We start from the raw sequence: 24,068 nt of genomic DNA, 5'->3' as shown, positions 1-24,068 counted from the left end.
ATGGCGAAGGCGATGCTCTCACTTCAGGTGCAGCCCTACCGGATGCTCAAGAAGGCCGATGCGGCAGCCTATTGTGGGCTGCCGGCGGCGCGCTTCGAGATGCTCTGCCCCGTGCCGGCCGTCGCCTATCCCGACGGCTCGCGCCTGTGGGACGTGCGCGACCTCGATTCGTGGGTGGACAGCCTCAAGACCGGCGCCGCCGACAGCGACGACGCCATTCTCGAAAAGCTGGGCTAGCCATGACCGTGGTGCACGTCAAAGGCTTCCAGATCTTCAAGGACCGGCACGGGAAGATGCGGTGCTATCACCGCGCTTCCCGTATGCCGGTTGATCTTGTGAAGGCCCCGATCGGCACCGCTGCGTTTCTGGCGGAGTGTGCCCGCATCACGGCACTGCAGGACCGTGCCAGCACGACCCGCCCCGGCACGCTGGGGGCTCTCATCAAGGAGTACCGTGGGAGCAAGGATTTCCTCGAGCGCCTGACCCGCACGACGCGCGCCGGCTATCAGCGTGTCTTCGACTATCTCAAGCCCATTGAAGATACGCCGCTGACGCGCTTCACCCCGCCCTTCGTGGTGAAGCTGCGTGACAAGGCCGAGGCCAAGCACAAGCGCTGGTTCGCGAACTATCTCAAGACCGTCCTGTCCCTGCTCTTCGCCTGGGGCAAGGAGCGCGGCCACGTGAAGGAGAACCCGGCGGAGGGCATCCGCAGCATTCGCCGCCCCAAGGGCCTGCCGAAGCAGAATCGCCGCTGGACCGATGAAGAGCGCCACGCGGTGCTCGATGCCGCTCCCGCGCATATGCTGCCGGCGCTGGCCTTGATGATGTTTACCGGGCTCGGGCCGAAGGATGCGCTCACCCTGCCGCGCACGGCCTATACCGGCGGCCGGATCAACACCAGCAGGTCGAAGACCGAGGAAGGCGTCATCTGGCCCGTCATCGACCCGCTGCGCGACATTCTCGCGGCGGCGCCGGCGCATTCGGCCATCACCCTGTGCGCCAACTCGCGCGGCCGGCCGTGGACCGTCTCCGGCTTCAACTCGTCATGGATGAAGCTGCAGCACACGCTGGAGAAGGCTGGCGCCATCGGCGAGGGGCTGACGCTCTACGGCCTGCGGCACACGGTGGCGGCGATTCTGCGCGAGAGCGGGGCCGACCTGCGCACCATCGCCGACGCGCTCGGGCAGAAGACCGAGGCCATGGCGCAGATGTACGCGCAGGGCTCGGACCTGTCGAAAAAGATGGATGAGGTGGCCGGCCGCTTCGGCCACGAAGTGAACAGCCGCAGAACAAGGGCTGTCAAACCGGGTCAGAAAATATGACAAACTGGCTGAAAAACACCGCCCCCTGCGCTGAAAAGTCTAGCGATATCAAGGGGTTAGATGGTGCCCAGGGACGGAGTCGAACCGCCGACACTGCGATTTTCAGTCGCATGCTCTACCAACTGAGCTACCTGGGCGTAGCCGGCAACGGCTGCAAGCCGTGCGGAGCGGGCGGGTTATAGAGTCTCGGCTGCGGCCTGTCCATATGTCATGAAACGGAAATTCAGCCTTTCCCCAGCCGTGTCACCGATGGTCGGCTCGCCCCGCACCGTCGCGCCCGGCGCCGTTTCAGATGGAGCGTCGTTCGCCGCTCGTCGCCCGCGGGCATTCGGCAACGCCGGAGATGTTGGGCGTGGGGCCGGCCGCACATGCATCGGCCCGTGCCGCAACAGAGCGGTATCGGGGCCGGACGCCGCCCGAAAGTCCCCCTTCAGCCCTCGCGCGGCGGCTTGGGGGCGAGGGAAGGCTCCTCGCCGTCCTCGTCGTCGTTTTCCGTGACCGGGATCGCATAGACCCCGGTCAGCCAGCGGTTGAGATCGACATCGGCGCAGCGGGCGGAGCAGAAGGGGTGGTATTTTTCAACCATCGGCTTGCCGCAGATCGGGCACGGCTTGCCGCTTGGGCCGGCAATGTCGGCGCTCATTCCGGGTGGCCCCAGCGCTTATAGATCGGGAAACGCTCGCCCCCCAGCAGCGCCACGGTTTCCGCCAGCGGCAGGCCGACCACATTGGTGTAGGAGCCGACCAGCTTGACCACGAATACGCCGGCAAGGCCCTGAATGGCGTAGCCGCCGGCCTTGCCCTCCCATTCGCGCGAGGCGACATAGGCGTCCATCTCTTCGCGCGACAGGCGCTTAAAGCGCACGCGGGTCTCGACAAGGCGCGTGCGTATCCCGCCCTTCGGCGTCATCAGCGCGAGGCCGGTATAGACGCGGTGGGCGCGGCCGGAGAGCAGGCGCAGGCAGTCCGCCGCCTCTTCGGCAATATCCGGCTTGGGCAGGATGCGGCGTCCCACCGCCACCACCGTGTCGGCGGCGAGCAGGAAAGCGCCCTCATGCTGGTCCATGGCGCGGCGGCGCGCATCGGCGGCGTCCAGCTTCTCGCGGGCCAGCCGCAGCGCCAGCCGCCGGGGCAGCTCGCCGCGTTCGGGCGTCTCGTCAATATCGGCGGGCAGAAGGGCGTCGGGTTCGATTCCGGCCTGGGCCAGCAGCGCCAGGCGGCGCGGCGAACCCGAGGCCAGCACCAGTGTCGGGCGGGCGCTCACGCGGTCACTCCTTTGCGCCGGCGGGCCGGCGGGGCAATCGGCCGGCAAGCTAGAGCATGTGCGGGGAAAACGGAACGGCCTTGCCGCCGCCGGCTCATTTCGGGCGGAAGCGGGCGCGGATCCGCCGTTCCAGCTCGTCGCGAACCTCGCGATAGGCGTCGAGCCGCTGTTCGCGGTTGCCGCTGGCGAGCGTCGGGTCGGGGGTCGGCCAGTATTCCACGTCGATGGCGTTGGTGCGGGTCAGTTCCAGCGCGCGGTGATGGGCGTCGGGCGATAGGGTGATGACGAGATCGAAGCCGAGCCCCTCATTCTCTTCCAGTTCCTCCAGCGTCTGCGGCCGGTGGCGGGAGAGGTCGAGACCTACTTCGTCGATGGCGGCGGTGACGAACGGGTCGGTCTCGCCCTTCATCACCCCGGCGGAGCCGACATAGAGCGAGCGCCCGAACAGATGGCGCGCCAGCACCGCCGCCATGGGCGAGCGCACGCAGTTCTGCCCGCACATGAACAGAACCGATTGAGGCCGCTCGCGGCGAGCGGCCGGCGCGGGGCCGGGGGAGGCGTCGGCGGAGCCGGGCGGCGCCACGCTCAGCCTTTCCAGTGCAGCGCGCAGACCAGCGTGAACAGGCGCCGGGCCGTGCCGAAGTCGAGGGCGATCTTGTCCTTCAGCCGCTCGCGCAGCAATTCGGAGGCCTCGTTGTGCAGGCCGCGCCGGCCCATGTCGATGGCTTCGATCTGCGACGGGCTGGCGGTGCGGATGGCGGAATAATAGCTCTCGCAGACCATGAAATAATCGCGCACCACGCGCCGCAGCGGGCTGAGCGAGAGCTGATGCTGCACGACCGGCGCGCCGTCCTCGCGGGTGACGTCGAGCACCAGGCGGCCCTCATTTAGGGCAATCGCGAGCCGGTAGGGGCCGGGGGCGGTGTCGCCGAGCGGGGCGAAGCTGTTTTCCGCCAGCAGGTCATAGATGGCGACGGCGCGTTCATGCTCGACATCGACATTGGAGCGGCCGATGGAAGCGCCGTCCAGCGTCACCGCCGACAGGCGGCGGGTTTCGGCATGGGGATCCGGGTCGCCCATCGCCGCCCCGTCACAGGTTGAGGCGGATCGCCACCGAGCGGGCGTGGGCGCCGAGCCCCTCCGCCTCGCCGAGCGCGATCGCCGCCGGGCCGAGCGCGCGCAGCTGCTCCGGCCCGCATTTGAGGATCGAGGTGCGCTTCATGAAGTCGAGCACGCCGAGGCCGGAGGAGAAGCGCGCCGAGCGCGCGGTCGGCAGCACATGGTTGGAGCCGCCGACATAGTCGCCGATCGCTTCCGGCGTGTGGGCGCCGAGGAAGATCGCGCCGGCATGGTGGATCGCGTCGGCCAGCGCCTCGGCCTCCGCCGCCATGATTTCAAGGTGCTCGGGGGCGATGCGGTTGGCCAGCGCCGGCGCCTCATCGAGGCTGGCGAGAAGGATGACCGCGCCGAACTCGTCCCAGCTCTTCGCCGCGATGTCGCGCCGGGGCAGGGTGGCGAGTTGGCGTTCCACCGCCGCCACCACGGCATCGGCCAGGCCGGCGTCGTTGGTCATCAGGATTGACTGGGCGGCGGTGTCGTGCTCGGCCTGGGCCAGCAGGTCGGCGGCGATCCAGTCGGGGTTCTGCTCGCCATCGGCAATGACCAGCACCTCGGAAGGGCCCGCCACCATGTCGATGCCCACCGTGCCGAAGACATGGCGTTTGGCGGCGGCGACATAGGCGTTTCCGGGGCCGACGATCTTGGCGACAGGGGCGATGGTTTCCGTGCCATAGGCCAGCGCGGCGATCGCCTGCGCCCCGCCCACACGGTACACCTCGTCGACCCCGGCGAGCTCCGCAGCGGCGAGCACCAGCGGGTTGAGCACGCCGTCCGGCGCCGGGACCACCATGGCGAGGCGGGCGACGCCCGCCACCTTGGCCGGCACCGCGTTCATCAGCACGGAGGAGGGGTAGGCCGCCGTGCCGCCGGGCACATAGAGCCCGACCGCGTCCACCGGCGTCCAGCGATGGCCGAGCTCGACGCCGGCGGCGTCGACATAGCGCCCGCTTGTTGGCAGCTGGCGCGCATGATGGGCGCGAATGCGCTCATGGGCGAAGCTCAGCGCCTCCAGCGTCGCGGCATCGCAGGCGCGGCGGGCGGCGGCGATCTCGTCCGTCGTCACCCTTATGCCCAGCGTGGCGAGGTCCACCCGGTCGAAGGTCTTGGAGAAGTCGATCAGCGCCGCGTCGCCGCGCTGGCGCACCGCGTCGATGATCTGCGCCACGGCCTCCGCCACATCGGCCGACACTTCACGCTTGGTACCGAGAAAGGCGCGGAAGCGCTCGGAGAAATCGGGCGAGCGGGTGTCGAGGCGAAGCGGCATGGCGGGGTCCTACGGGTCGGCAAGCGGCACGTCGGCAGCAGCCTCTCTTCCCGGCCGTCGCCCCGACGCCGCGGGGGCGTCAGGTCGCGCGGGGCGCCGCTGCCTGTTCCCCTGTCCTATCGCAACCGGGCTTGCCGAAGACAAGGACATTCGCAAGGGAGCGCGCGGCCGGCTGCTGCGCTCTCACGCCTCGTGGCAGGGCGTGCCCTTGGCGTCCCAGGCGGGGCCGAGATCTTCCAGCCCGGCTTCCATGCACTCGACATCGAGCTGCACCTCGCCACCGCCGGAGAACAGGAAGGTGACGATGCCGGAGGGGGCGTCGATTTCCTGGAACGTGACCGCCAGCAGGTTGAGCACGCCCTGTTTCTTCTTGAGGTCGATGCCGCGCACCCGGGCGCCCAGCACCCGCTCGAAGCGCAGCCCGGCCCGGCGGCGCACGCAGGGGCCGGCGGCGGCCGCCGCCGCGCCGATGGGGGCGTCGGCATCGGCCATCGCCTCAGCCTGGATCGCCTTTTCCCAGTCGAAGCGGTTGGCGAGCAGCACGAAGCGCCGCTCCTTCGGCAGGAAGGTCATGTCGCCGATCGCGACCACCGCGTCCTGCAGATGCACCGAGAGGACCGCGAGGTCCTCGCTGTCCAGCGCCACCAGCTTCAAACCGGCCATGTCATTCTCTCCGCCGCCTCACTCGCGGCACAGATGGCGCCGCAACCCCGCTCCGGCAAGGGGTTGCGGACGTCCAAGAGGCTGCGGAAGACTGCGTAGCCGGGCTCAGCCCGCCAGGCGCTCGATTTCGGCGCCGCAGGCGGAGAGCTTCTCCTCCAGCCGCTCGAAGCCGCGATCGAGGTGGTAGACGCGGTGAATCATGCTTTCGCCCTCGGCGGCGAGCGCGCCGATGACCAGCGACACCGAGGCGCGCAGATCCGTGGCCATGACCGGGGCGCCCTTCAGCCGCTCCACTCCCTCGATGGTGGCGGTCTCGCCGTCGAGATGAATGCGGGCGCCGAGCCGGGCGAGCTCCTGCACATGCATGAAGCGGTTCTCGAAGATCGTCTCGGTGATGTGCGAGGTGCCGCGTGCCCGGGTGGTCAGCGCCATCAGCTGCGCCTGAAGGTCGGTGGGGAAGCCGGGGAAAGGCTCCGTCGTCACCGTCACCGGGGAGATGCCGGCGCCGTTGCGCTTCACCCGCAGCCCCTCATTGGAAACGGAAATCTCCGCCCCCGCCTCGCGCAGCGTGTCGAGTGCCGTCTCCAGCAAATCGGCGCGCGCGCCGGAAAGCAGCACGTCGCCCCCCGTCATCGCCACCGCCATGGCATAGGTGCCGGTTTCGATACGGTCGGGCAGCACGCTGTGGCGCGCACCGCGCAGCCGCGGCACGCCGGTGATGCGGATGGTGGAGGTGCCCTGTCCCTCGATGCGCCCGCCCATGGCGTTGATGCAGTCGGCGACATCGACGATCTCCGGCTCGCGCGCGGCGTTTTCGATCACCGTCTCGCCGTCGGCGAGGCTCGCCGCCATCAGCGCGGTATGGGTGGCGCCGACCGTCACCTTCGGGAAGACGATGCGGCCGCCCTTCAGCCCTTTCGGCGCGCGGGCCAGCACATAGCCCGCATCGATCTCGATCTCGGCGCCCAGCGCTTCCAGCGCCGCAATATGCAGGTCGACGGGGCGCGTGCCGATGGCGCAGCCGCCGGGCAGCGAGACCTTGGCCTCGCCCATCCGCGCAAGCAGCGGGCCGATGACCCAGAAGCTGGCCCGCATCTTGGACACCAGCTCATAGGGCGCGGTGGTGTCGACGATCACCCGCGCGTCGATTTCCAGCGTCTGCCCGGCATTGGCGTCGTCGCCGCGCCGCTTGCCGTTCACCGTGATGTCGATGCCGTGGTTGCCGAGAATGCGCTGCAGCTGCGAGACATCCGCCAGACGCGGGACATTCTCCAGAATGAGCTTCTCGTCGGTGAGCAGGCCGGCGACCATCAGCGGCAGGGCGGCGTTCTTGGCGCCGGAGATCGGGATCGTCCCGTTGAGCGGATTGCCGCCGACGATGCGGATGCGGTCCATGAGGTCAGGTACTCCTTCAGCGCGCGACAGCGGCGCGACCCGCGCGATCCGGTCGCGTCCGGCGCCTGTCGGCAGCGGCATGTCTGGGCGATGGGGCCGATTCGTGGCGCCCCATCCTTGTTCCCGTCATCTTTAGCGCGGGGCGCGGCCTGCGACAACGCGCGCTCAACCCTCGCCGTCGGAGGGGGCTGGCGTCTGCGGCCGCGCTCCGGCGTGCGGTGGCTGGCAGGCATCGGTCGCCTCGGTTGCCGGCGGACTCTCCCGACGCCCGCGCGCCTGCTGCTTGCGCCGGGCGAGATTGGCGCGCAGCGCGGCGGCGAGCCGCTCGGCCCGCTCGGTTTCCCCCTCGCCACTCATCCCGTCGCCTCCGCGTCGCGTTTCGCCACCGGCGCGCCTTGTTTGCCGGTGATCCGATCTTCTACTGTGCCCCGGCTATGGGCGGAAGGGCCGGCCCGCGCCCGGCGGGGGAGGGGCCTTGAGGGCGCCGCCGCGCGCCGGCTTGTCCACGGCATGCACAGGCTTTGGGGATTTGCACGCCGGACGCTTGCGCCGACCGGCACACTGTGGCAAACGTCCCCGCGCCTTGGTGGCCCTGCCCACCGAGAGCCGGCGCTGCGGTAGCTCAGTGGTAGAGCACTCCCTTGGTAAGGGAGAGGTCGAGAGTTCAATCCTCTCTCGCAGCACCATTCATGTTCCTGAAAAATCAAGAACTTATTGAGATATCGAGATTTTTGTGGCCGCTCTTGCTGCAGAACGGTGCTCGCAGCCGTTTTAGCTTGGGCGGTCGACAAAGCTGAACGAGGTTGCCCGCCCGAGGTTGCTCGTTCAGGATTTGACTTTGGGGAAAGCTACCCCCACCTTCTGGGCATGCCTATCGCACGCGCACAATATCAGCATTTTCGGGTGTGTCCCATCGCGGGACACTAGCCCCCGGCTGGGCCGCCCTGCGCCCTGGCACCGGGGCGCGCGGTCTCAGGCTGTAGGTCGCGAAGCCGCCTTGGGCGGCACAATCCACATCATCAGACTAACGACACGCGAAGCGCGCGCCGCGCGCTGCGGTCATTTCAATTGGAGACTTCAATGGCACTCGCCAGCCGCAAGCCGGCCATCCTCATCACAAGCGACGACCACGCACGCCTGACGAAGCTGGCGGACAGCTATGCGTCGCGCCATCCCGACCTTGCCGAGGAGCTGTACACCGAGCTGGACCGGGCGCGGGTTGTGGCCACGCAGAAGCCGGGCTCGCCCTTCGTGCGCCTCGGCTCGCGGTTCAGGTTCACCACCGATGACGGCGACGACCGCACCGTGACGCTCGTTCTCCCCGGCGAGGCCGATATTCTGGCGGGGAAGGTATCCGTGATGACACCCATGGGCGTGGCGTTGATCGGGCTCTCAGGGGGACAGTCGATGAAGTGGACGGCCCGTGACGGCACGGTCCATACGCTCACGGTCGTCAGCGTGGAGGCGGACGAGGAGGCCGTCAGCAACGAGATGGCGGGTGTCGGCTCCTGAGGGGGCCGGCCTCATCCGACAGGCGGTTTACCGGCTCACGGACGCCCGCGCCGAACAGGCGCAGGCGTCGGCGGCATGGGGGCTCCGAGGTGGGGCAGGCTGTCGAGGCGCTCGCTGTACTGCCGGCGCCCATAGCTGATGATGCGGGCCGCTATGGTCCCCATGAGGAGGCCGGCAAGCGCCCCTCCGCCGCTCATGAGAAAGTCGCTCCATGTCGTGGAGCGGCCGGGCGAGAGCTGCTGCAGCACCTCCATGAGGCCGCCAAGGCCGACCAGGGCAAGACCCGCAAGCGCCAGCACCGCGCCGCGCCCCCGGAAGGCGAGCGCCATCAGGCCGCCCGTGCCCCAATAGGCGATGAAATGGTCGGTGCCATCGGGAATGCCCGTGCGCGGCATCTCCTCGGCAGGGAGCAGTGAGAGGACCACGATGATGAGGACGCAGGCGAACGCCGCCCCATAAAGGAGGCGATTAATGGCGGGCGGCACGGGGACGGGTTTGTTCATGCCTGCGGCCTACGGCAAAGCTGTAGCGATTATAGGGCATGGTGGATGAAAAGGCCGGAGCCGCTGTGCGGGGATGAGCGCGGATGGCTACGGCATGGGTGATCGCCCTCGCGCCGCAGCTCCGCCAGGCTCCGTTCCCCGATGCTAAAGGTTTTTGATGATCGCGGTCATACGGGCGAGGCCGGCGGCGAAGCTGTGATGTTCCTCCGCGCGGCGCAGCCCATCGGCCGAAAGCTGCTGCCACAAGGGCTCGTCGCGATAGGCGCGCACCACCAGCGCGGCGAAGTCCTCGGGGGCGTCGGCGACCAGAATGCCCCCGTCGCTGCCCAACTGCATCCCTTCGGCGGCGATCGAGGTGCAGATGCAGGGCACGCCATGGGTCAGGCTGGACAGCACCTTGCCCTTCGCGCCGGCGCCATAGCGAAGGGGCGCCACGGTCAGCCGCATGTCCTCGAAAGCGGCGCGCAAATCCGGCACATGTCCCACGATCACCAGGCCGGGATCCGTCCGGGCGCTTAGGCAATCGGGCATGTCGGCGCCCATGAGGTGGAACTGAGCCTCCGGCAGTTCTCCACGGATGCGCGGCCAGATCGCCTCCAGAAAGTGGAGCGCGGCGTCGATGTTGGGCTGGTGTTTGTAGCCGCCGACGAACCCGATATGGCGCCGGGCGGCAAAATCGGTGTCCCGGCCGGCAATAGCGCGGATCAGCGGGAAGGCGTGGACGCGGGCCTCCGGCGCTTCTCTGCGCAGCAGCGTCAGCTCGTCCTGCGAGACAACGAGGGCTGCGTCCGCCTGGCGCACAAGGTGCAGTTCTCTCTCGCGGGTCGCGCGTGCGGCGTCGATCTTGGCCGGGTTGTCTTCGAGCCGGCCTTCTCGATCTTCCCGCCGAAAATGCAGATCCACCGTATTGAAGAGGATCCGTGCCTCTGGGGCGTGTGCGCGTATCGTCTCATAGAAGTGCCCGCCGGCATACACGCGGGACAGAAAGAAGAGATCGAACAGGAAGCTATTCGCGCGGATGAAATCGTCGGGGCTGCGCGCATAGACATCGTCTACGACGATCGCGCCGAGATGCTGAAGGCGCACCTTGGCGTCGCTCTGAACGGCGTCCAGTGCGCCGGAGCTGAAACTGCCGGTGGCACAGAAATAGACGCTGTATCCGAGTTCCCTGAAGATCCGCACGAAATGGACCGCGTCGATGGAGCCGGAATCCCGGTCGGGCGTGGGATAGGTGCCGTCGATGATGAGCACCCGGGGGCGGTCTTCGACGATCGGTATGCCGGCCAATGGGCGCTCCGGCAGCACGGCCGAGGCCGCGTCCGGGATGCCGGGGCCGTCGGCACGAGGTCTCGCGGCGGCGTGAACGCCAAACGCCTTGGGCAAGGCGCGGTAGGCCTCGCTTCGCATCCAGGGCTGGAGCAGGCGGGGTGGCGCGCCATGGCGCATGAACCAGAGCCGGAGCAGGCGGCGCGGCTTGCCGCTGGTGTGGAACAGCAGGCGACGCAGGGCCAGCCTCGGCGTGCCGTCCTTTTCAAACAGCATCCGGGGTAAAGGTCCGGGGCGGGGAGGGGCCTCAGGCGCTTGCGCCGGCTCCGGCCGGCGGAGCGGTTCCGCCACGATGCTGTCGAACAGCGCCTGCTGCTCCGTCGCGAAGCGGGCGAGCGCCTCGCTGTCTTCGAACGGGTCGGCGGGCCCGTCGGCGAGCGGATTGTCCCGGTACCAGCGCAGGACTGCGGCGAGCCCCGACGCCCGCACCAGCAGCGGGGCGCGCATCAGGCTCGGCCGCATGTCCGGCAGCCGGATCGCCGGCGCTATGGCCTCGGCATAATGGCGCCGGCCCTCGTCGATATGGGAAACGAAGACGCAGGGGATGTCGAGCGACAGCGCCGCATCGCGCCATTTGAACGGCAGGTCGATGTTCTTTCCGCTCCAGAAGGCGAAAGGCCGCCGATAGGCCGCGGCGACCAGACAGGCGTGCATGGCCGAGGCGAGCACGAAATCGGCGGAGAAGATCGCATCGATGACATAGGTCAGTGCCTTTTCCGACGGCGCGATCGTGGTGCGCACCACCACATCGCAGCCCGAGGCGGCGCGAAGAGCCTCATCGTCGCGCGTGTCATGGAAATGCGGGATGCAAAGGGTTTTTCCGCGCAGCGCCTCCAGCTTTCGCGGGCGGTAAAGCGCGGGAAGGAGAAACGCCGGGTCGCCTTGCGGCACATCGGCGCCAAATTGGAGTTCGGCGGCGCTCAGCGGCCCTCGTACGGCGCGAATCTCGGTCGATGGCCGGTTTGCCTGCGACAGACCACCGGGTTCGCGCACGCCGCATCCCCAGAACACGACCGGGCGTTCCCTGGCGGCGTGCGGCGGGACGAAGATGTCGTCGATCACGCTGCCGATGATGTGGATGCCGGACGTGCCGGGCCGATGGTCGAAGAAGAGGTGCGATATCAAGTATTCAGAAATATAATCGCCGAAATTCTGCGTATTTTCGCCGAAAAGCCAATAACGGACGCGAGATTCATCGGTCGACATTGCGCAAAATGAGCCTTGTGGGCGCAGAGAAAGAGCGGCGAGGCGAAGGAGTGTCGATAATGCGAAATGGTATAATCTGCAACTCGTAGGCCACGTGCCTCCGGTCGTCAACCGAAAGCCCCCATTTCCCTCCCGCGCGCGATCGCTGGATGAGGGAGTGGGAGGCGATGCGTATCGCCTCCCGGCCGTGTGGTTTAGGGCTTTCCCCCTGGGCCTTTGCGGCCCGCCTTGCCGCCGGCCCCGTAAATGGGCGCGCGGATGGCTGGGTCAGGCGTTGAAGCCACCGTCGACGGTCAGGGCGGTGCCGCTGATCTGCCGTGCTGCGGGGCTGGCGAGGAAGGCGACCGCCGCCGCGATATCGGCCGGCGCACCGTAGCGGCCCAGCGCGGTGAGGGCGCGCATGCCGTCGGCGTGCTCGCCATCGGCCGGGTTCATGTCGGTGTCGGTGGCGCCGGGCTGCACCACATTCACCGTGATGTCGGACGGGCCCAACTCGCGGGCGAGGCCGCGCGTGAAGGACAGCAGCGCCGATTTGGTCATGGAATAGACCGTCACGCCGCCAAAGGGCACGCGCTCGCCGAGGCAGGAGCCGATGGAAATGATGCGGCCGCCGGCCTTCAGATGCGGGATCGCCGCCTGCGAGGCCAGCACCACGGCTCGCACATTGACGTTCAGCAGCGCGTCGAGATCGGCGAGGCTGATCTCCGCCACCGGGCCCTGGCGGGCGATGCCGGCATTGTTGACGAGAATGTCGAGCCCGCCGAGCCCCGCCACCGCCTCGTCGACCGAGCGCTTCACCGCCGCCGGATCGGCGCTGTCGGCCTGGATCGCCAGCCCGCGCCGGCCCAGCGCCTCGATGCGGCTTACCACCTCTCCCGCGCGCTCGGCCGAGCGCTCATAGGTGAGCGCGACATCCGCGCCCTTTTCCGCCAGTGCCAGGGCGATGGCCGCCCCGATGCCACGCGAGGCGCCCGTTACCAAAGCGCGCTTTCCAGCCAGTTCACTCATGATCGATCCATTTATATAGTGATTGATACATAAATGGCTAAAGCGATTGATCGGGACGGTCAAGCCTTTATATATCGAACGATGCAGAATTCAGACGGCCCCGCCTCGAACCGTCCCGCCGGCCCGGCCCGCAGCCGGGGACGCCCGCGCGCCTTCGACCGCGACGCGGCTCTGGCGCAGGCGATGCGGCTGTTCTGGACCAAGGGCTATGAGGCGACCTCCGTCGCCGATCTCACCGCCGCCATGGGCATCGGTGCCCCCAGCCTCTATGCCGCTTTCGGCTGCAAGGAAGCGCTTTATGTCGAAGCGCTCGGCCATTACGGGCAGAGCTATGAGGGGCTGGTCTGGGCCGGCTTCCAGGCGGCGCCAACGGCACGCGAGGCGGTCGCGGCGCTGCTGTTCGATTCCGCCGCGGCGTTGACCGGCTGTCGCGCCGACATTCCCCATGGCTGCATGGTGGCGCTCGCGGCGGTGGATGGCGAGGCGCATCCCGCGCTCTGCGACCGTCTGCGCACCGCCCGCGAAACCACGCTGGAACGGCTCACCGCGCGGCTGGCGCGCGGCGTTGCGGAAGGCGAACTGCCCGCCGGCCTCGATTGCCACGCCCTTGCCCGCTTCCTCCAGACCGTGCAGGGGGGCATGTCGCTTCTCGCCCGCGACGGCGTCGGCCGGGCGGATCTGGAAGCGGTGGCCGAGGTCGCGCTTCAGGGCGTCGACGCCCGCATCCGGCAGGCGCGTGAGGCCGAGGCCGCGCCCGGCGGGGCGGCGCCCTGATCGACCTCCCCCAGCCTGTTTCTTAGCCGCGTAACGATAGGACACAGCGCGCCCTCGGCTCGAAAGCCGTTGGTCGCGATGAAACGAAACGCGCCCCCGGTGCTTATCCCTATCGGAGTAGGTCGGATCGGACGATGCCACCGCTCCCGGGCCGATGCCCCAGCCACAGGAGACCGAGAGCCGTATGTGTGGAATTGCCGGAGACGTTCGCTTTGATGGGTCCTTCGCCGATGCGCGTGCCATTGCGTCCATGATGGATGTGCTCGCGCCGCGCGGACCAGACGGGGCCGGGCTGGAAGCGCGGGGGCCTGTCGCCTTCGGCCATCGCCGCCTGCGCATCATCGATCTCTCCGACAAGGCCGCACAGCCCATGGTCGACCCCGAACTCGGGCTGACCCTGACCTTCAATGGCTGCATCTACAATTATCCGGAGCTGCGCGCCGCGCTGGAGGCGAAGGGCTACCGCTTCTTCTCGCACGGCGACACCGAGGTCATCCTCAAGGCCTATCACGCCTGGGGCGAGGCCTGCGTCGAGCGCTTTCATGGCATGTTCGCCTTCGCCATCGCCGAGCGCGACAGCGGGGCGGTGGTGCTGGCGCGCGACCGTTTCGGCATCAAGCCGCTCTATTATACGGAAGGGACCAAGCGCCTGCGCTTCGCGTCCAGCCTGCCGGCGCTGCTGGCGGCGGGGGATGTCGACACAACGATCGACCGCGACGCCCTGCACAACTATATGAGCTTCCACGCCGTGGTGCCGCCGCCGCGCACCATTCTCAAGGGCGTGCGCAAGCTGCCGCCGGCGACAGTGCGCCGCTATACGCCGGACGGCACCTTCACCGAGCGCGTCTATTGGCGCCCGCCCTATGAACGCCGGGCGGAGGATGTCACCCTCTCCGCCGATGACTGGCGCGACCGGGTGCTGGACGCGCTGCGCACCGCCGTGCGCCGGCGCATGGTGGCGGATGTGCCGGTTGGCGTGCTGCTGTCGGGCGGGGTGGATTCCTCGATCATCGTCGGCCTGCTGGCACAGGAGGGGCAGCGCGATCTCGCCACCTATTCCATCGGCTTCGAGGAGGCCAATGGCGAGAAGGGCGACGAGTTCGTCTATTCCGACCTCATCGCGAAGCACTTCGGCACCAACCATCACAAGATCTTCGTGCCGTCCGCCGACCTGATGGGCGCGCTGCCCGACACCATCCACGCCATGTCCGAGCCGATGGTGTCCTATGACAATATCGGCTTCTACCTGCTCTCGCGCGAGGTCTCGAAGTCGATCAAGGTGGTGCAGTCCGGCCAGGGTGCGGACGAAGTGTTTGCCGGCTATCACTGGTACCCTCCGCTCGCCGACAGTGACGACGTGGTGGGCGACTATGCGCGCGGCTTCTTCGACCGCGACCATGCCACGCTCGCCCGGCAGCTCAATCCGCAATGGCTGGCGGACAGCGATGTCAGCCGCGACCTCGTCGCCGCCCATCTGCTGGCGGAGGGCGCGGCGACCCCGGTGGACCGGGCGCTGCGGCTGGATTCGCAGGTGATGCTGGTCGACGATCCGGTGAAGCGGGTCGACAACATGACCATGGCCTGGGGGCTGGAAGCGCGCGTGCCCTTCCTCGACCATGAGCTGGTGGAACTCGCCGCCACCATTCCGCCGGAGTTCAAGCTGGCGCAGGGCGGCAAGGGCGTGCTGAAGGAGGCCGCCCGGCTGGTCGTGCCGCACGAGGTGATCGACCGGCCCAAGGGCTATTTCCCGGTGCCGCAGCTCAAATACATCTCCGGCCCCTATCTCGACATGGTGCGCGACGTACTCGGCTCGCAGGCGGCGCGCGAGCGCTCCCTGTTCCGGCAGGACTATCTCGACACTCTGTTCGCCGATCCCGTCTCCCACATCACGCCGCTGCGCGGCTCGGAGCTCTGGCAGGTGGCGTTGCTGGAAATGTGGCTCCAGTCGCACGGCGTCTGAGCGGGAGGGACGCGATATGACACGCAATTGCGCTCTCAATGTCGGCTGGGGCCGGCTGATCTTCGGCCAGACCTTCGACAGCCTGCCCGATCTCGTCGACACGCTGCGCGAGGAAGGCCCGGACCGGCGCGACATCGCCGTCTATGTCGAGGAGCCGCATGTGCTGCTCTCGCACGCGCCGCAGGAAGTGTTCCTCGATCCCTCGCACACCTTCCGGCTCGATCTCGCCCGCTACCGCCCATCCGACCGGCCGCCGGCGGGCTTTCGCATTCGCCCGCTGGAAACGGGCGCGGATGCCGACGCCATCAACCGCATCTATGCCTCGCGCGGCATGGTGACGGTGCCGCTGGAGTTCTTCCAGTCGCCGCGCGCGCCCGACCCGCTCACCTATCTCGTGGCCGAGGATGAGGCGACGGGGCGCATCGTCGGCACGGTGACGGGCGTCGATCACCGCCTCGCCTTCGACGATCCGGCGCGCGGCACCTCGCTCTGGTGTCTGGCGGTCGACCCGCAGGCGCGCCAACCCGGCATTGGCGAGGCGCTGGTGCGCTGCCTCGCCGAGCGCTTCGCGGAGCAGGGCGCGGCCTTTCTCGATCTCTCCGTGATGCACGACAACGCGCAGGCCATCGCGCTCTATGAGAAGCTCGGCTTCGAGCGGGTGACCTTCTTCACGGTAAAGCGCAAGAACCCGATCAATGAGAAGCTGTTCGCCGGCCCGGAGCCGAGCGAAGGCTACAACCCCTACGCCCAGATCATCATCAACGAGGCACGCCGGCGCGGCATTCTGGTGGAGCCGATCGACCCCGCCGGCGGGTTCTTCCGCTTGGCTTTTGGCGCCCGCACCGTGCGCTGCCGCGAGAGCCTGTCGGAACTGACCTCGGCGGTGGCGATGTCGATCTGCGACGACAAGAGTATCACCCGCCGCATCGTCGCCGAGGCGGGCGTGCGGGTGCCGGCGCAGCTCACCACCAGCGCGCCGATGGAGGAGATCGCCGCCTTCCTCAAGCGCCATGGCCGTCTGGTGGTGAAGCCGGCGCGCGGCGAGCAGGGGCAGGGCGTCAGCGTCGGGGTGGCCTCGCTGGACGAGCTCGACGCCGCCATCGCCGAGGCGCGCAACTACTGCAGCGAGGTGCTGGTCGAGCAATGCGTCGAGGGCGAGGACGTGCGGCTCGTCGTCATCAATTACCGCGTGGTCGCCGCCGCGATCCGCCGCCCGGCCACGGTGGTCGGCGACGGCCGCAGCACGGTGCGCGCGCTGATCGAGGCGCAAAGCCGCCGGCGCGCCGCTGCGACCTCGGGGGAATCGCGCATTCCCTGCGATGGGGAGACGGAACGCACGGTGCGCGATGCCGGCTTCTCGATGGAGGATGTCCTGCCTTCCGGCAAAGAGCTGAAGGTGCGGCGCACGGCCAATCTGCACACGGGCGGCACCATCCATGACATCACCGACATGGTGCATCCCACCCTGGTGGAGGCCGCCATCAAGGTGGCGCGGGCCATCGACATTCCCGTGGTCGGCGTCGATCTGATGGTCAAATCGCCCACCGGGCCGGACTATGCGTTCATCGAGGCCAATGAACGTCCCGGGCTCGCCAACCACGAACCGCAGCCCACCGCCGAGCGCTTCATTGACCTCTTGTTCCCCCTCGCCATTCCGGCCGGCGTGCGTCACGCCATGGACGCGCCGCAGGGGAGGGCGGAGGCATGACGCGGCTGACCATCGACGCGGACTATCTCGCCAAGGTGCTGCGCCGGCTGCTCGCCATCCCCAGCCCCACCGGCTACACCGACACCATCGTCCGCTTCGTCGCCAAGGAACTCGCCCATTTCGACTTGAAGGTGGAGCTCACCCGGCGCGGTGCCATCCGCGCCGTCCGCCCCGGCGGCACGCCGCTGGGCGCGCGGGCGCTGGTGGCGCATGTCGACACCCTCGGCGCACAGGTGAAGGCGCTGAAGGAGAATGGTCGTTTGTCGCTCGTGCCGATCGGCACCTGGTCGGCGCGCTTCGCCGAAGGCGCGCGCGGCACGGTTTTTACCGAGAAGGGCAGCTATAGCGGCACGATCCTGCCGCTGAAGGCCTCCGGCCACACCTTCAACGAGGAGGTGGACCATCTGCCGGTCGGCTGGGAGCATGTGGAAATGCGGGTCGATGCGCGGGCGCGCAACGCGGCGGATCTGCATCATCTCGGCTTCGAGATCGGCGACATCATCGCCATCGACCCGCAGCCGGAGTTCCTCGACAGCGGCTTCATCGTCTCGCGCCATCTCGACGACAAGGCGGGCGTCGCGGTGATGCTGGCGGCGATCCGGGCGCTGCACGAGGCGAAGGCGGAAACGCCGGTCGATATTCACTGGCTGTTTTCGATCGCCGAGGAAGTGGGGGTCGGCGCCTCCGCCGTGCTCACCGCCGATGTCGCCTCGCTTGTCGTGATCGACAACGGCACCACCGCGCCGGGGCAGAATTCCGACGAGTTCGGCGTGACGATTTCCATGGCGGATGAGAGCGGGCCGTTCGACTATCACCTCACCCGCAAGCTGGTGGAACTGTGCCGCGCCAACGACATTCGCTACCAGAAGGACGTTTTTCGCTTCTACCGCTCGGATTCGGCAAGCGCCGTGGTCGCCGGGGCGGATGTGCGCACCGCGCTCATCACCTTCGGCGTCGATGCGTCCCACGGCTATGAGCGCATCCACATGCACGCGCTGCGCTCGCTGGCGGAACTGGTGACCGCCTATGTCGTCAGCCCGGTGGAGATCACCCGCGACTTCCAGCCGACCGCCGACCTCAAGGGCTTCACCCGCCAGCCAACGCGCGAGGCGGTGCAGGAACTGTCCTCCGATGTCGAGAGCGAGGACCTCGCGGAATAGACGCCCGGAGGCGGAAAAGTCATCCCCGGGGCGCACCGCCCATGCGACCCGGGGCCCTCCACGGGCCGGTGCCGTGTGAGCGCCCGTCCCGCGAAGACCGGCGGACCCGCATCCGCCGGATTACGGTGTTCCCGTCAGAAGCTCAGCTTGAAACTGGCGTTGAAGCCGTTCTCGGTGACGTCGTCGCCATATTGGCCGGTATAGGCGACGCCGAGCGTGGCGCCGGCGCCGACATGCACATCGAGCCCCGCTTCCACCACGGCAGCGTCTTCGGCGAGAGCGACGCCTGTCGTGTCGAACGTCGCCGAGCCGAGGAAGGCCTGCGTCGCCACCGGAGTGATGTCGCCAAAGGCATGGCGCCAGCCGGCCGAGGCGCGCAGCGTGGTCGCGAAGCTGCCGAGCACCATGTCTCTCTCGGCCCTGAGGCCGAGCGTGGTGAAGCTGGTTTCCATGTCGTTGCCGCGGGTCGCGAGCGCGGCCGCGCCTCCCCATTCGCCCGCGCTGTCGGTGTCAAGGCTGACATAAGCGAGGTTGGCGAAGGGCTCGAAGGCGGCGAAGGCCGTCTCCAGCCGGTAGCCGAGCTCGCCGAAGGCCTGGAACAGGCCGGCGTGATAATCCGCGCTCAGGCTGTCGGCGAAGCCGGGGAAGGCGACCGAGCGCGAGGTCGACACGTCCTGCCACGTATAGGCGAGGCCGGCGCGCAGGGCGAGCGCGCCCCATTGGTTGCCGCCATAGGCGCCGATATGCCAGTTGTTGCTGTCGCCGGAGGCGCCCGACCCGCTGAATGAGGTGGCGCTGTAGCCGCCCGCCACGCCGAGCCGCCAGCCGCCGTCGAAGCCGGCATCCCCGCCCATGAGGAAGCCGCCCGTCGAGCCGTTGAAGCCGGCGGCGTCGGCGCTGCCGTCGAAATCGGTCCAGGAGCCGAAGCCGGTCGCCCATAGCGCCCGTTCCGGCGTGGTCGCCGCGAGGGGAGTGGCCTTGGTGGCAAGCCCGTCGTCGATGGCCCGCGCGGCGGGGCTGCTGCCCGGCGCCGGCGCATAGCCCAGCACCGGCGCGGCGGAGGCACCCACTGCCCCCTGCGCCGCCCGCATCCGGTCGATCAACGCGTTGCGGATCAGGCTGCTCTGCTGGACGAACAGGCTCTGCGAGGAGGCGTACACCTCGCCCGCGAGCTGGTCGAAGGCGCCCCGCGCCTGCGCGTCGGTGGTAAGGAAGGCCAGCGCGTTGCGCAGGGTGCCCGTCGGCTCCTTGCCCGGCAGCGTGTCGAGCGCGCTCGCCACGGCGAACTGGTCGCGCGTTGCGGCGGCGGCGGTGAAGTCGCGCACCTGATCGTAGCGGACATAAAGGTCGTAGCCGGTATTGAGAGAGGTGAGGCCGACAAAGGCCGAGACCTCCACCTCGCCGTCGACCTCGCCGAAATTGCCGGTTACCCCGCCAGCGGCGCTGAGCACGCGGTAGTCGGTGCCGAAAGCGATTTCGTCCACGGCGCGCAGGCGGATCGCGGCGCCGGAATCGATCGTCGCCTTGCCTTCGGCGCTGATCAGGTCCGCCTGCCCGGCAAGGCCGACATCGATGATGTAGGTCGCGCCCTTGGCGAAGGCGACATCGCCCGCGAACACCGCCGTGTCGCCGGCCCCGCCATCGGCAAGGCTGAAGATACGTTGGTTGGTGAAGGTTTCCAGCCCGTCGAAGCGGGTGGTCTCGGCGGTGTCGGCGAGGGCCGCCGCGTAGATGGTGCCCTTGTTGGTCAGCGCGTCCTGGCCGGAGCCGAAATCATTGACGCCGCTGACCACCCAGCCGCCGGTGTTCTCGAACACGTCGTCCGACTTGGTGAGCTGGACGCGGCCGATGAGAATGCCGTCATTGGCGATCGCGATCCGCCCGCCCGTGGCCTTCACCACCGTCACCGCCGAGGCGGCGGCGATCTGCTCGCGGGTGATCTCGCCGTCCAGCACCGGCAGCGCCTGGCTGATGATGATGCCCCCGGCCTCGTTGGTCAGCGTGGCGCCGCCCGTGTCGTCCTTCGCCGAGTAAGCCCCGCTGTCGATGACGATGCCGCCGGTGATGAAGCCGAACTGCTCAATCTCCTCGGCGTCGAGACCGGGTCGGTTGATGATGGTCACGCTGGCGCCGTCGGCATAGATGCCGCCCTTGGCCGAGGCGATGAGGCCACCGCTGTTCTCGATGAGCGTGTCGCCCTCGACGAGATAGGCGAGCAGGGCATAGTCCTTCGAGCTGGTGATCTTGCCGCCCGTGCCGTTCTTCACCTCCACATCGCCGCCAATGGTGACGAAGGAGGCGCCGCTGGAGCTGACGCCGGCAAGGGTGCCGCTGCCATTGCTGACCTTCGCGCTGCCGCCGAGATCGTAGATGTCGATGCCGTAAGACGTGCCCGATATCGTGCCGCTGCCGTTCTCGATGGTCAGGTCGCCGCTGCTGAACCAGGCGCCGAAGGCGGTTGAACCGGTGATCGAGCTGCCGTCGTTCGAGATCGAGATATTCCCGTCGATGTCGTTGGCGAAGACACCGTCGCTGCTCTTGGTCGTGCCGGTGATCTTGCTGCCGTTTTCGTTGATGAGCGTGAAGCTGTCGGCATGCCAGACATTGAGCCCGGCCGAATTGCCGCTGATGGCGTTGGCGTCGCCGCCCGAATTGGTGATCTTCACCGAGCCGACATCGTAGAAGTTAACACCGGAGGAGGCGAAACCGGTGCCGGTGATCGAACCATCGACGGTGATGTCGATTTCCGACGCCACGATCTCCAGCGCGTTGTCCTTGGTGGACATGTTGCCGAACGTACCGGTGACTTTGCCATCGGTGGTCTTGAGATAGACGCTGTCACCGTAATTGTTGGTGATGGTGCCGGATTTCTGGTGGAAATCGATATTCCCGCCCTGCAGGAGCTGGATCTCGATGCCGTCGGCGACATCGGCGGCGACGTTGACGGTCCGGTCGGTGCGGCCGCTGGTGACGATCTCTTCATAGCCGGCCGGCGAGGCCGTCGCGCAGGTCACCACAGTATCGTTGCGCACGCAGTCCGCCTGCGCCTGCGGGGCGAGGCCCGAGAAGGCAGCGACGAGCGCGCCGCCGGCCGCGATTCTCCCGACGGTGCGCCCGCGGCTCACCCGGCGTTCAAGCTTTCCCATCTTCCCGTAATTCCCGTTCAGCCCTCAACCCTGGGGCGGTAAAGTAGCGAAGACGGGAGGTGAAAGATTACAGAAGCTTACCGGAGGTATTGGAGGGTTGTCTGGGCGACGACGTGCCGTTCAGGTCAAGACGATCGGTTCGCAGAACTGGTAGCCCCAATTGCGGATCGCGCGCAGCGGATGCGCGCCGCCACCGCAGTGCCGCAGCTTGGCGGAGAGGCGGGACATGGTCACGGTGAGGGCGTTGCGGTTCGGCGCGCGGTCGCCCTGTTCGAGCACGACGATGATCTGCCAGGTCTCCAGCCGGTGGTCCTGCGCCCGGGCGAAGGCCGCGAGCAGCGCCGCCTCGGGCGCAGAGAGGCCGAGTGCGCCCTGCGGCCCGGCCAGAGTGAGCCGCACCGTGTCGAGCACAAGCCCCGTCGGCGCCGGCGCGGCCGGGCGCAGGCGCCGCGACAGCGCCAGAATGGCAGCGGTCAGCTCCTCCAGCGAGACCGGCTTCGGCAGATAGATATCCGCGCCGCTTTCATAGCCGATCCGCTTGTCGTCGCTGCGGGTGCGGGCGGTCATCATGATGATGCCGATATCAGGGTTGGTGACGCGCAGCCTCCGGGTAAGGCTCAGCCCATCCTCGCCGGGAAGGTTGAGATCGACCACGACCAGGTCGATGCGCAGCGCCTGCCCCTGTTCGGCGATGGCCTCGGCGCAGTCGAAACCGACCACATGGTGGCCCTCGCCCTTCAGGGCGTTGACGATGGCGGTTCGCAGATCGTCATTGTCTTCGACGACGGCAATGCTGAGCATGGCAACCAGACGCTGAAGCGCGCTCTTCCCTCGATGAAATCGTATGTGATCAAACCATCAAGGAGGTCCACGATTCCGTGGACGATGTAAAGCCCCAGCCCGGAGCCGCTCTTGGTGCGCGCGTGTGGCCCCCGGTAGAATTTCTCGAACAATTGCGTCGGATCGGGCACGCCCGTGCGCCCGCACCCGTTTTCGACCGTGATCCGCACGCCGGGGCCGGCCTCGCCCGCCTCCGCCGCGGCCGTCACCTCCACGGTCGAGCCCTCCGGCGAGTATTTCAGCGCATTGTCGATGAGATTGTGCAGCACCGTGGCGATGAGCCGGGCGTCGGAGGTGACGCTGGGCAGTGCCCCGACCTGCAGCGCGACGCGCGCGGCCTCGGAACTCGCCGCCACCGCCGCCCGCAGCGCCGCCGCGACATCCACTGGTGCCCGCACCACGTCGAGGCCCTTCTGCTCCATGCGGTCGGCGAAGCTGCAGCGGTCGATGATGCCTTCCATATTGCCGAAGGCGGCCTCGATCAGCCGGCGCGGCTCGCCCGCCACCTTCGCCGTGTCGACGCAGAGGCGGATGACGGAGAGCGGCGTGCGCAGTTCATGGGTGAGCATCGCCATGAAGCGGTTCTGCATCTCGAACTGCGCCCGCTGCAGTTCCAACTGGCCGCGCGTGAGATCGAGCGCCAGCTGTGCCTCGATGCCGCGCTCGCGCGCTTCCCGCGAGCGCAGGGCCAGCAGCACGAACATGGGTAGGTCGGACAGCAGCCCGTGGATGATATTGGCGTCGAGGTTCCAGGTCGAGGCGGGCAGCACGCCGAGGATCGGCAGCATGGTGAGCAGGAGCGCCACCGCCTGGATGACATAGAAGACCCGCAGCACCCGTCGGCCGGGCGGCGCCTCGCGGCGCGTGCCGAACGCCATCAGCGGCAGCAGCAGCACGATGAGCGCCACCACCAGGGCGTTCAGCTTCAGCGCCTGCTGGGTGGCGCCCGCCGCCAGCAGGCCGAAGGCGATGACCAAGGCCAGAAGCAGCGTGTCGATGCCCCAGCGCGCCAGCGGGATCAGGTCGAATTGGCGCAGCAGCAGGCGGTTGGTCAGCAGCGAGAACAGCGGTGCCGCGATGATCGAGACGCTGGTGAGCGTGTCGACGAAGCCCGCCGGCGCGTTGGGAAAGATCAGGGCGCCATAGCCCATGATCAGCACGTTATAGCTGATGAAAAACAGCTGGTTGATCGCGAAGCAGCCCACCACGATGTCGTGGTTGAGGGCGAAGTCGCTGGCGGTCCAGAACAGGATGAACAGCAGCAGCGCCAGGATGAAGATCTGGCTGACATGGATGTGCAGGTCGCGCAGCGCCGCCACTTGCGGCACGAGCGCCTCGGCGTGCATCAGCGAGGTGCTGGTGGTGGTGAGGCGCAGATAATAGGTCGTCGCCGGCCCGGTCGGCCAGATGGTGAAGCCGAGCGTGACCGAGGGCATTTCGCGTTCGAGAAACGGGGTGCGGTCGCCGGTGACATATTCGCGCCAGACGCCTTGCCGGCCGGGCACGGGTTCGAACAGGGCGACGCGGTCGAGATAGGTCGGGCGGATGCGCAGCACCAGCGGCCCGCCATCGGCCGGGCCGACGGTGAGCCGCAGCCAGGTGGCGGAGGGCGTATAGCCGCGCGTGAGAATCGGCGCGACGGGCGCGAAGGCAGCACCGGTCACCTCGTCGATGGTCATGGTGCCGTCGCGGTCCTCAAACATGGCGCGGGCGATCACATGGTCCTGCGAGGGAATTGTCGCCGTCCAGGCGATGGCGCCGCCACCGCCCACGAGAAGCAGCAGGATCAGCAGGCGGACGACCGCCGAAAGCGAGCTGCTGCGGGTTGCGATGGCGCGCGCCCGCGCCCGCCCGGCGGCCTGTGGCGTTTCATCTCCTGCCGGCTGCTGCATGCCGCTC

22 protein-coding genes and 2 tRNA genes are annotated in these 24,068 nt (G+C 68.1%); 9 read left to right on the top strand and 15 right to left on the bottom strand.

Annotated elements, in window-relative coordinates; all coding sequences use genetic code 11:
- Both K9D25_RS02160 and K9D25_RS02155 read left to right on the top strand, forming a co-directional pair.
- The gene (locus K9D25_RS02160) at positions 1-237 is read left to right on the top strand and encodes a hypothetical protein (protein ID WP_244378805.1); all 237 of its coding nucleotides are present in this window, start codon (positions 1-3) and stop codon (positions 235-237) included.
- Positions 238-239: 2 nt separating this feature from the next.
- A complete protein-coding gene (locus K9D25_RS02155; protein ID WP_244378803.1) occupies positions 240-1,322 on the top strand; it encodes a tyrosine-type recombinase/integrase in 1,083 nt (360 codons plus the stop codon).
- Positions 1,323-1,383: 61 nt separating this feature from the next.
- On the opposite strand, the gene K9D25_RS02150 is transcribed toward K9D25_RS02155, so the two are convergent.
- From K9D25_RS02150 to K9D25_RS02110, 9 genes are all read right to left on the bottom strand, one after another.
- Positions 1,384-1,459, bottom strand: a tRNA-Phe gene (locus K9D25_RS02150).
- Positions 1,460-1,752: 293 nt separating this feature from the next.
- Positions 1,753-1,965 carry a DNA gyrase inhibitor YacG gene (gene yacG / locus K9D25_RS02145; protein WP_244378799.1) on the bottom strand — a complete coding sequence of 71 codons (213 nt, stop codon included), beginning with the start codon at positions 1,963-1,965 and terminating at the stop codon, positions 1,753-1,755.
- Positions 1,962-2,585 carry a Maf-like protein gene (locus tag K9D25_RS02140; protein WP_244378797.1) on the bottom strand — a complete coding sequence of 208 codons (624 nt, stop codon included), beginning with the start codon at positions 2,583-2,585 and terminating at the stop codon, positions 1,962-1,964. The genes yacG and K9D25_RS02140 overlap by 4 nt, the downstream gene beginning before the upstream one ends.
- A 94-nt stretch (positions 2,586-2,679) precedes the next feature.
- A complete protein-coding gene (locus K9D25_RS02135) occupies positions 2,680-3,087 on the bottom strand; it encodes a low molecular weight phosphatase family protein (RefSeq protein WP_244450769.1) in 408 nt (135 codons plus the stop codon).
- Positions 3,088-3,170: 83 nt separating this feature from the next.
- Complete coding sequence (locus K9D25_RS02130) at positions 3,171-3,665, bottom strand: UPF0262 family protein (RefSeq protein ID WP_244378795.1); 495 nt, start codon at positions 3,663-3,665, stop codon at positions 3,171-3,173.
- A gap of 10 nt (positions 3,666-3,675) precedes the next feature.
- Positions 3,676-4,968, bottom strand: a complete 1,293-nt coding sequence (gene hisD, locus K9D25_RS02125; RefSeq protein ID WP_244378793.1) for a histidinol dehydrogenase — start codon at positions 4,966-4,968, stop codon at positions 3,676-3,678.
- Between the two features lie 183 nt (positions 4,969-5,151).
- Complete coding sequence (locus tag K9D25_RS02120; RefSeq protein ID WP_244378791.1) at positions 5,152-5,631, bottom strand: DUF2948 family protein; 480 nt, start codon at positions 5,629-5,631, stop codon at positions 5,152-5,154.
- Positions 5,632-5,736: 105 nt separating this feature from the next.
- Entirely contained in the window at positions 5,737-7,026 is a 1,290-nt protein-coding gene (gene murA / locus K9D25_RS02115) for a UDP-N-acetylglucosamine 1-carboxyvinyltransferase (protein ID WP_244378787.1), read from the bottom strand.
- A 165-nt stretch (positions 7,027-7,191) separates the two neighbouring features.
- On the bottom strand, positions 7,192-7,383 hold the full coding sequence (locus K9D25_RS02110) for a hypothetical protein (RefSeq protein WP_244378785.1): 192 nt from the start codon (positions 7,381-7,383) through the stop codon (positions 7,192-7,194).
- A 254-nt stretch (positions 7,384-7,637) separates the two neighbouring features.
- Here K9D25_RS02110 and K9D25_RS02105 point away from each other — a divergent pair.
- Both K9D25_RS02105 and rnk read left to right on the top strand, forming a co-directional pair.
- A tRNA-Thr gene (locus K9D25_RS02105) sits at positions 7,638-7,712 on the top strand.
- A gap of 394 nt (positions 7,713-8,106) precedes the next feature.
- Positions 8,107-8,538, top strand: a complete 432-nt coding sequence (gene rnk / locus K9D25_RS02100; RefSeq protein WP_244378783.1) for a nucleoside diphosphate kinase regulator — start codon at positions 8,107-8,109, stop codon at positions 8,536-8,538.
- Positions 8,539-8,573: 35 nt separating this feature from the next.
- Here the strand turns inward: rnk and K9D25_RS02095 are convergent, their stop codons facing one another.
- Positions 8,574-9,041: a hypothetical protein gene (locus K9D25_RS02095; RefSeq protein WP_244378781.1), complete on the bottom strand. Its 468-nt coding sequence runs from the start codon at positions 9,039-9,041 to the stop codon at positions 8,574-8,576.
- Between the two features lie 144 nt (positions 9,042-9,185).
- Positions 9,186-10,814, bottom strand: coding sequence for a glycosyltransferase (locus K9D25_RS02090; RefSeq protein ID WP_244378779.1), 1,629 nt, complete (start codon positions 10,812-10,814; stop codon positions 9,186-9,188).
- Between the two features lie 54 nt (positions 10,815-10,868).
- Here K9D25_RS02090 and K9D25_RS02085 point away from each other — a divergent pair, with 54 nt between their 5' ends.
- Positions 10,869-11,585 (top strand): hypothetical protein, encoded by a 717-nt coding sequence (locus tag K9D25_RS02085; RefSeq protein ID WP_244378777.1) that lies wholly within the window; start codon positions 10,869-10,871, stop codon positions 11,583-11,585.
- Between the two features lie 255 nt (positions 11,586-11,840).
- On the opposite strand, the gene K9D25_RS02080 is transcribed toward K9D25_RS02085, so the two are convergent.
- Positions 11,841-12,581 carry an SDR family NAD(P)-dependent oxidoreductase gene (locus K9D25_RS02080; RefSeq protein WP_244378776.1) on the bottom strand — a complete coding sequence of 247 codons (741 nt, stop codon included), beginning with the start codon at positions 12,579-12,581 and terminating at the stop codon, positions 11,841-11,843.
- A gap of 81 nt (positions 12,582-12,662) precedes the next feature.
- Here K9D25_RS02080 and K9D25_RS02075 point away from each other — a divergent pair, with 81 nt between their 5' ends.
- The 4 genes from K9D25_RS02075 to K9D25_RS02060 all read left to right on the top strand — a co-directional run bounded on the left by K9D25_RS02075 (position 12,663) and on the right by K9D25_RS02060 (position 18,183).
- The gene (locus tag K9D25_RS02075) at positions 12,663-13,355 is read left to right on the top strand and encodes a TetR/AcrR family transcriptional regulator (RefSeq protein WP_244378775.1); all 693 of its coding nucleotides are present in this window, start codon (positions 12,663-12,665) and stop codon (positions 13,353-13,355) included.
- A gap of 184 nt (positions 13,356-13,539) precedes the next feature.
- Positions 13,540-15,315 carry an N-acetylglutaminylglutamine amidotransferase gene (locus K9D25_RS02070; RefSeq protein ID WP_244378774.1) on the top strand — a complete coding sequence of 592 codons (1,776 nt, stop codon included), beginning with the start codon at positions 13,540-13,542 and terminating at the stop codon, positions 15,313-15,315.
- A gap of 16 nt (positions 15,316-15,331) precedes the next feature.
- Entirely contained in the window at positions 15,332-17,023 is a 1,692-nt protein-coding gene (gene ngg / locus K9D25_RS02065; RefSeq protein WP_244378773.1) for an N-acetylglutaminylglutamine synthetase, read from the top strand.
- Positions 17,020-18,183, top strand: a complete 1,164-nt coding sequence (locus K9D25_RS02060) for an osmoprotectant NAGGN system M42 family peptidase (RefSeq protein WP_244378772.1) — start codon at positions 17,020-17,022, stop codon at positions 18,181-18,183. The genes ngg and K9D25_RS02060 overlap by 4 nt, the downstream gene beginning before the upstream one ends.
- A gap of 134 nt (positions 18,184-18,317) precedes the next feature.
- Here the strand turns inward: K9D25_RS02060 and K9D25_RS02055 are convergent, their stop codons facing one another.
- From K9D25_RS02055 to K9D25_RS02045, 3 genes are all read right to left on the bottom strand, one after another.
- Complete coding sequence (locus K9D25_RS02055; RefSeq protein WP_244378770.1) at positions 18,318-21,329, bottom strand: autotransporter outer membrane beta-barrel domain-containing protein; 3,012 nt, start codon at positions 21,327-21,329, stop codon at positions 18,318-18,320.
- Positions 21,330-21,449: 120 nt separating this feature from the next.
- Positions 21,450-22,130: a response regulator transcription factor gene (locus tag K9D25_RS02050; RefSeq protein WP_244378768.1), complete on the bottom strand. Its 681-nt coding sequence runs from the start codon at positions 22,128-22,130 to the stop codon at positions 21,450-21,452.
- Entirely contained in the window at positions 22,067-24,061 is a 1,995-nt protein-coding gene (locus K9D25_RS02045) for a sensor histidine kinase (protein WP_244378765.1), read from the bottom strand. The genes K9D25_RS02050 and K9D25_RS02045 overlap by 64 nt, the downstream gene beginning before the upstream one ends.
- Between the last annotated feature and the right edge of the window lie 7 nt (positions 24,062-24,068).

Source organism: Ancylobacter polymorphus (assembly GCF_022836935.1).
Classification (GTDB): Bacteria; Pseudomonadota; Alphaproteobacteria; order Rhizobiales; family Xanthobacteraceae; genus Ancylobacter; species Ancylobacter polymorphus_A.
This window is presented reverse-complemented; position numbering and strand designations above follow the sequence as displayed.

What these genes read in the sequence shown, in the direction of transcription:
- K9D25_RS02160 (WP_244378805.1), top strand. Translation starts at nt 1, where the DNA reads ATGGCGAAGGCGATGCTCTCACTTCAGGTGCAGCCCTACCGGATGCTC.
- K9D25_RS02155 (WP_244378803.1), top strand. Translation starts at nt 240, where the DNA reads ATGACCGTGGTGCACGTCAAAGGCTTCCAGATCTTCAAGGACCGGCAC.
- yacG (WP_244378799.1), bottom strand. Translation starts at nt 1,965, where the DNA reads ATGAGCGCCGACATTGCCGGCCCAAGCGGCAAGCCGTGCCCGATCTGC.
- K9D25_RS02135 (WP_244450769.1), bottom strand. Translation starts at nt 3,087, where the DNA reads ATGTGCGGGCAGAACTGCGTGCGCTCGCCCATGGCGGCGGTGCTGGCG.
- K9D25_RS02130 (WP_244378795.1), bottom strand. Translation starts at nt 3,665, where the DNA reads ATGGGCGACCCGGATCCCCATGCCGAAACCCGCCGCCTGTCGGCGGTG.
- hisD (WP_244378793.1), bottom strand. Translation starts at nt 4,968, where the DNA reads ATGCCGCTTCGCCTCGACACCCGCTCGCCCGATTTCTCCGAGCGCTTC.
- K9D25_RS02120 (WP_244378791.1), bottom strand. Translation starts at nt 5,631, where the DNA reads ATGGCCGGTTTGAAGCTGGTGGCGCTGGACAGCGAGGACCTCGCGGTC.
- murA (WP_244378787.1), bottom strand. Translation starts at nt 7,026, where the DNA reads ATGGACCGCATCCGCATCGTCGGCGGCAATCCGCTCAACGGGACGATC.
- K9D25_RS02110 (WP_244378785.1), bottom strand. Translation starts at nt 7,383, where the DNA reads ATGAGTGGCGAGGGGGAAACCGAGCGGGCCGAGCGGCTCGCCGCCGCG.
- rnk (WP_244378783.1), top strand. Translation starts at nt 8,107, where the DNA reads ATGGCACTCGCCAGCCGCAAGCCGGCCATCCTCATCACAAGCGACGAC.
- K9D25_RS02095 (WP_244378781.1), bottom strand. Translation starts at nt 9,041, where the DNA reads ATGAACAAACCCGTCCCCGTGCCGCCCGCCATTAATCGCCTCCTTTAT.
- K9D25_RS02090 (WP_244378779.1), bottom strand. Translation starts at nt 10,814, where the DNA reads ATGCGCGCCCCGCTGCTGGTGCGGGCGTCGGGGCTCGCCGCAGTCCTG.
- K9D25_RS02085 (WP_244378777.1), top strand. Translation starts at nt 10,869, where the DNA reads ATGGCGCCGGCCCTCGTCGATATGGGAAACGAAGACGCAGGGGATGTC.
- K9D25_RS02080 (WP_244378776.1), bottom strand. Translation starts at nt 12,581, where the DNA reads ATGAGTGAACTGGCTGGAAAGCGCGCTTTGGTAACGGGCGCCTCGCGT.
- K9D25_RS02075 (WP_244378775.1), top strand. Translation starts at nt 12,663, where the DNA reads ATGCAGAATTCAGACGGCCCCGCCTCGAACCGTCCCGCCGGCCCGGCC.
- K9D25_RS02070 (WP_244378774.1), top strand. Translation starts at nt 13,540, where the DNA reads ATGTGTGGAATTGCCGGAGACGTTCGCTTTGATGGGTCCTTCGCCGAT.
- ngg (WP_244378773.1), top strand. Translation starts at nt 15,332, where the DNA reads ATGACACGCAATTGCGCTCTCAATGTCGGCTGGGGCCGGCTGATCTTC.
- K9D25_RS02060 (WP_244378772.1), top strand. Translation starts at nt 17,020, where the DNA reads ATGACGCGGCTGACCATCGACGCGGACTATCTCGCCAAGGTGCTGCGC.
- K9D25_RS02055 (WP_244378770.1), bottom strand. Translation starts at nt 21,329, where the DNA reads ATGGGAAAGCTTGAACGCCGGGTGAGCCGCGGGCGCACCGTCGGGAGA.
- K9D25_RS02050 (WP_244378768.1), bottom strand. Translation starts at nt 22,130, where the DNA reads ATGCTCAGCATTGCCGTCGTCGAAGACAATGACGATCTGCGAACCGCC.
- K9D25_RS02045 (WP_244378765.1), bottom strand. Translation starts at nt 24,061, where the DNA reads ATGCAGCAGCCGGCAGGAGATGAAACGCCACAGGCCGCCGGGCGGGCG.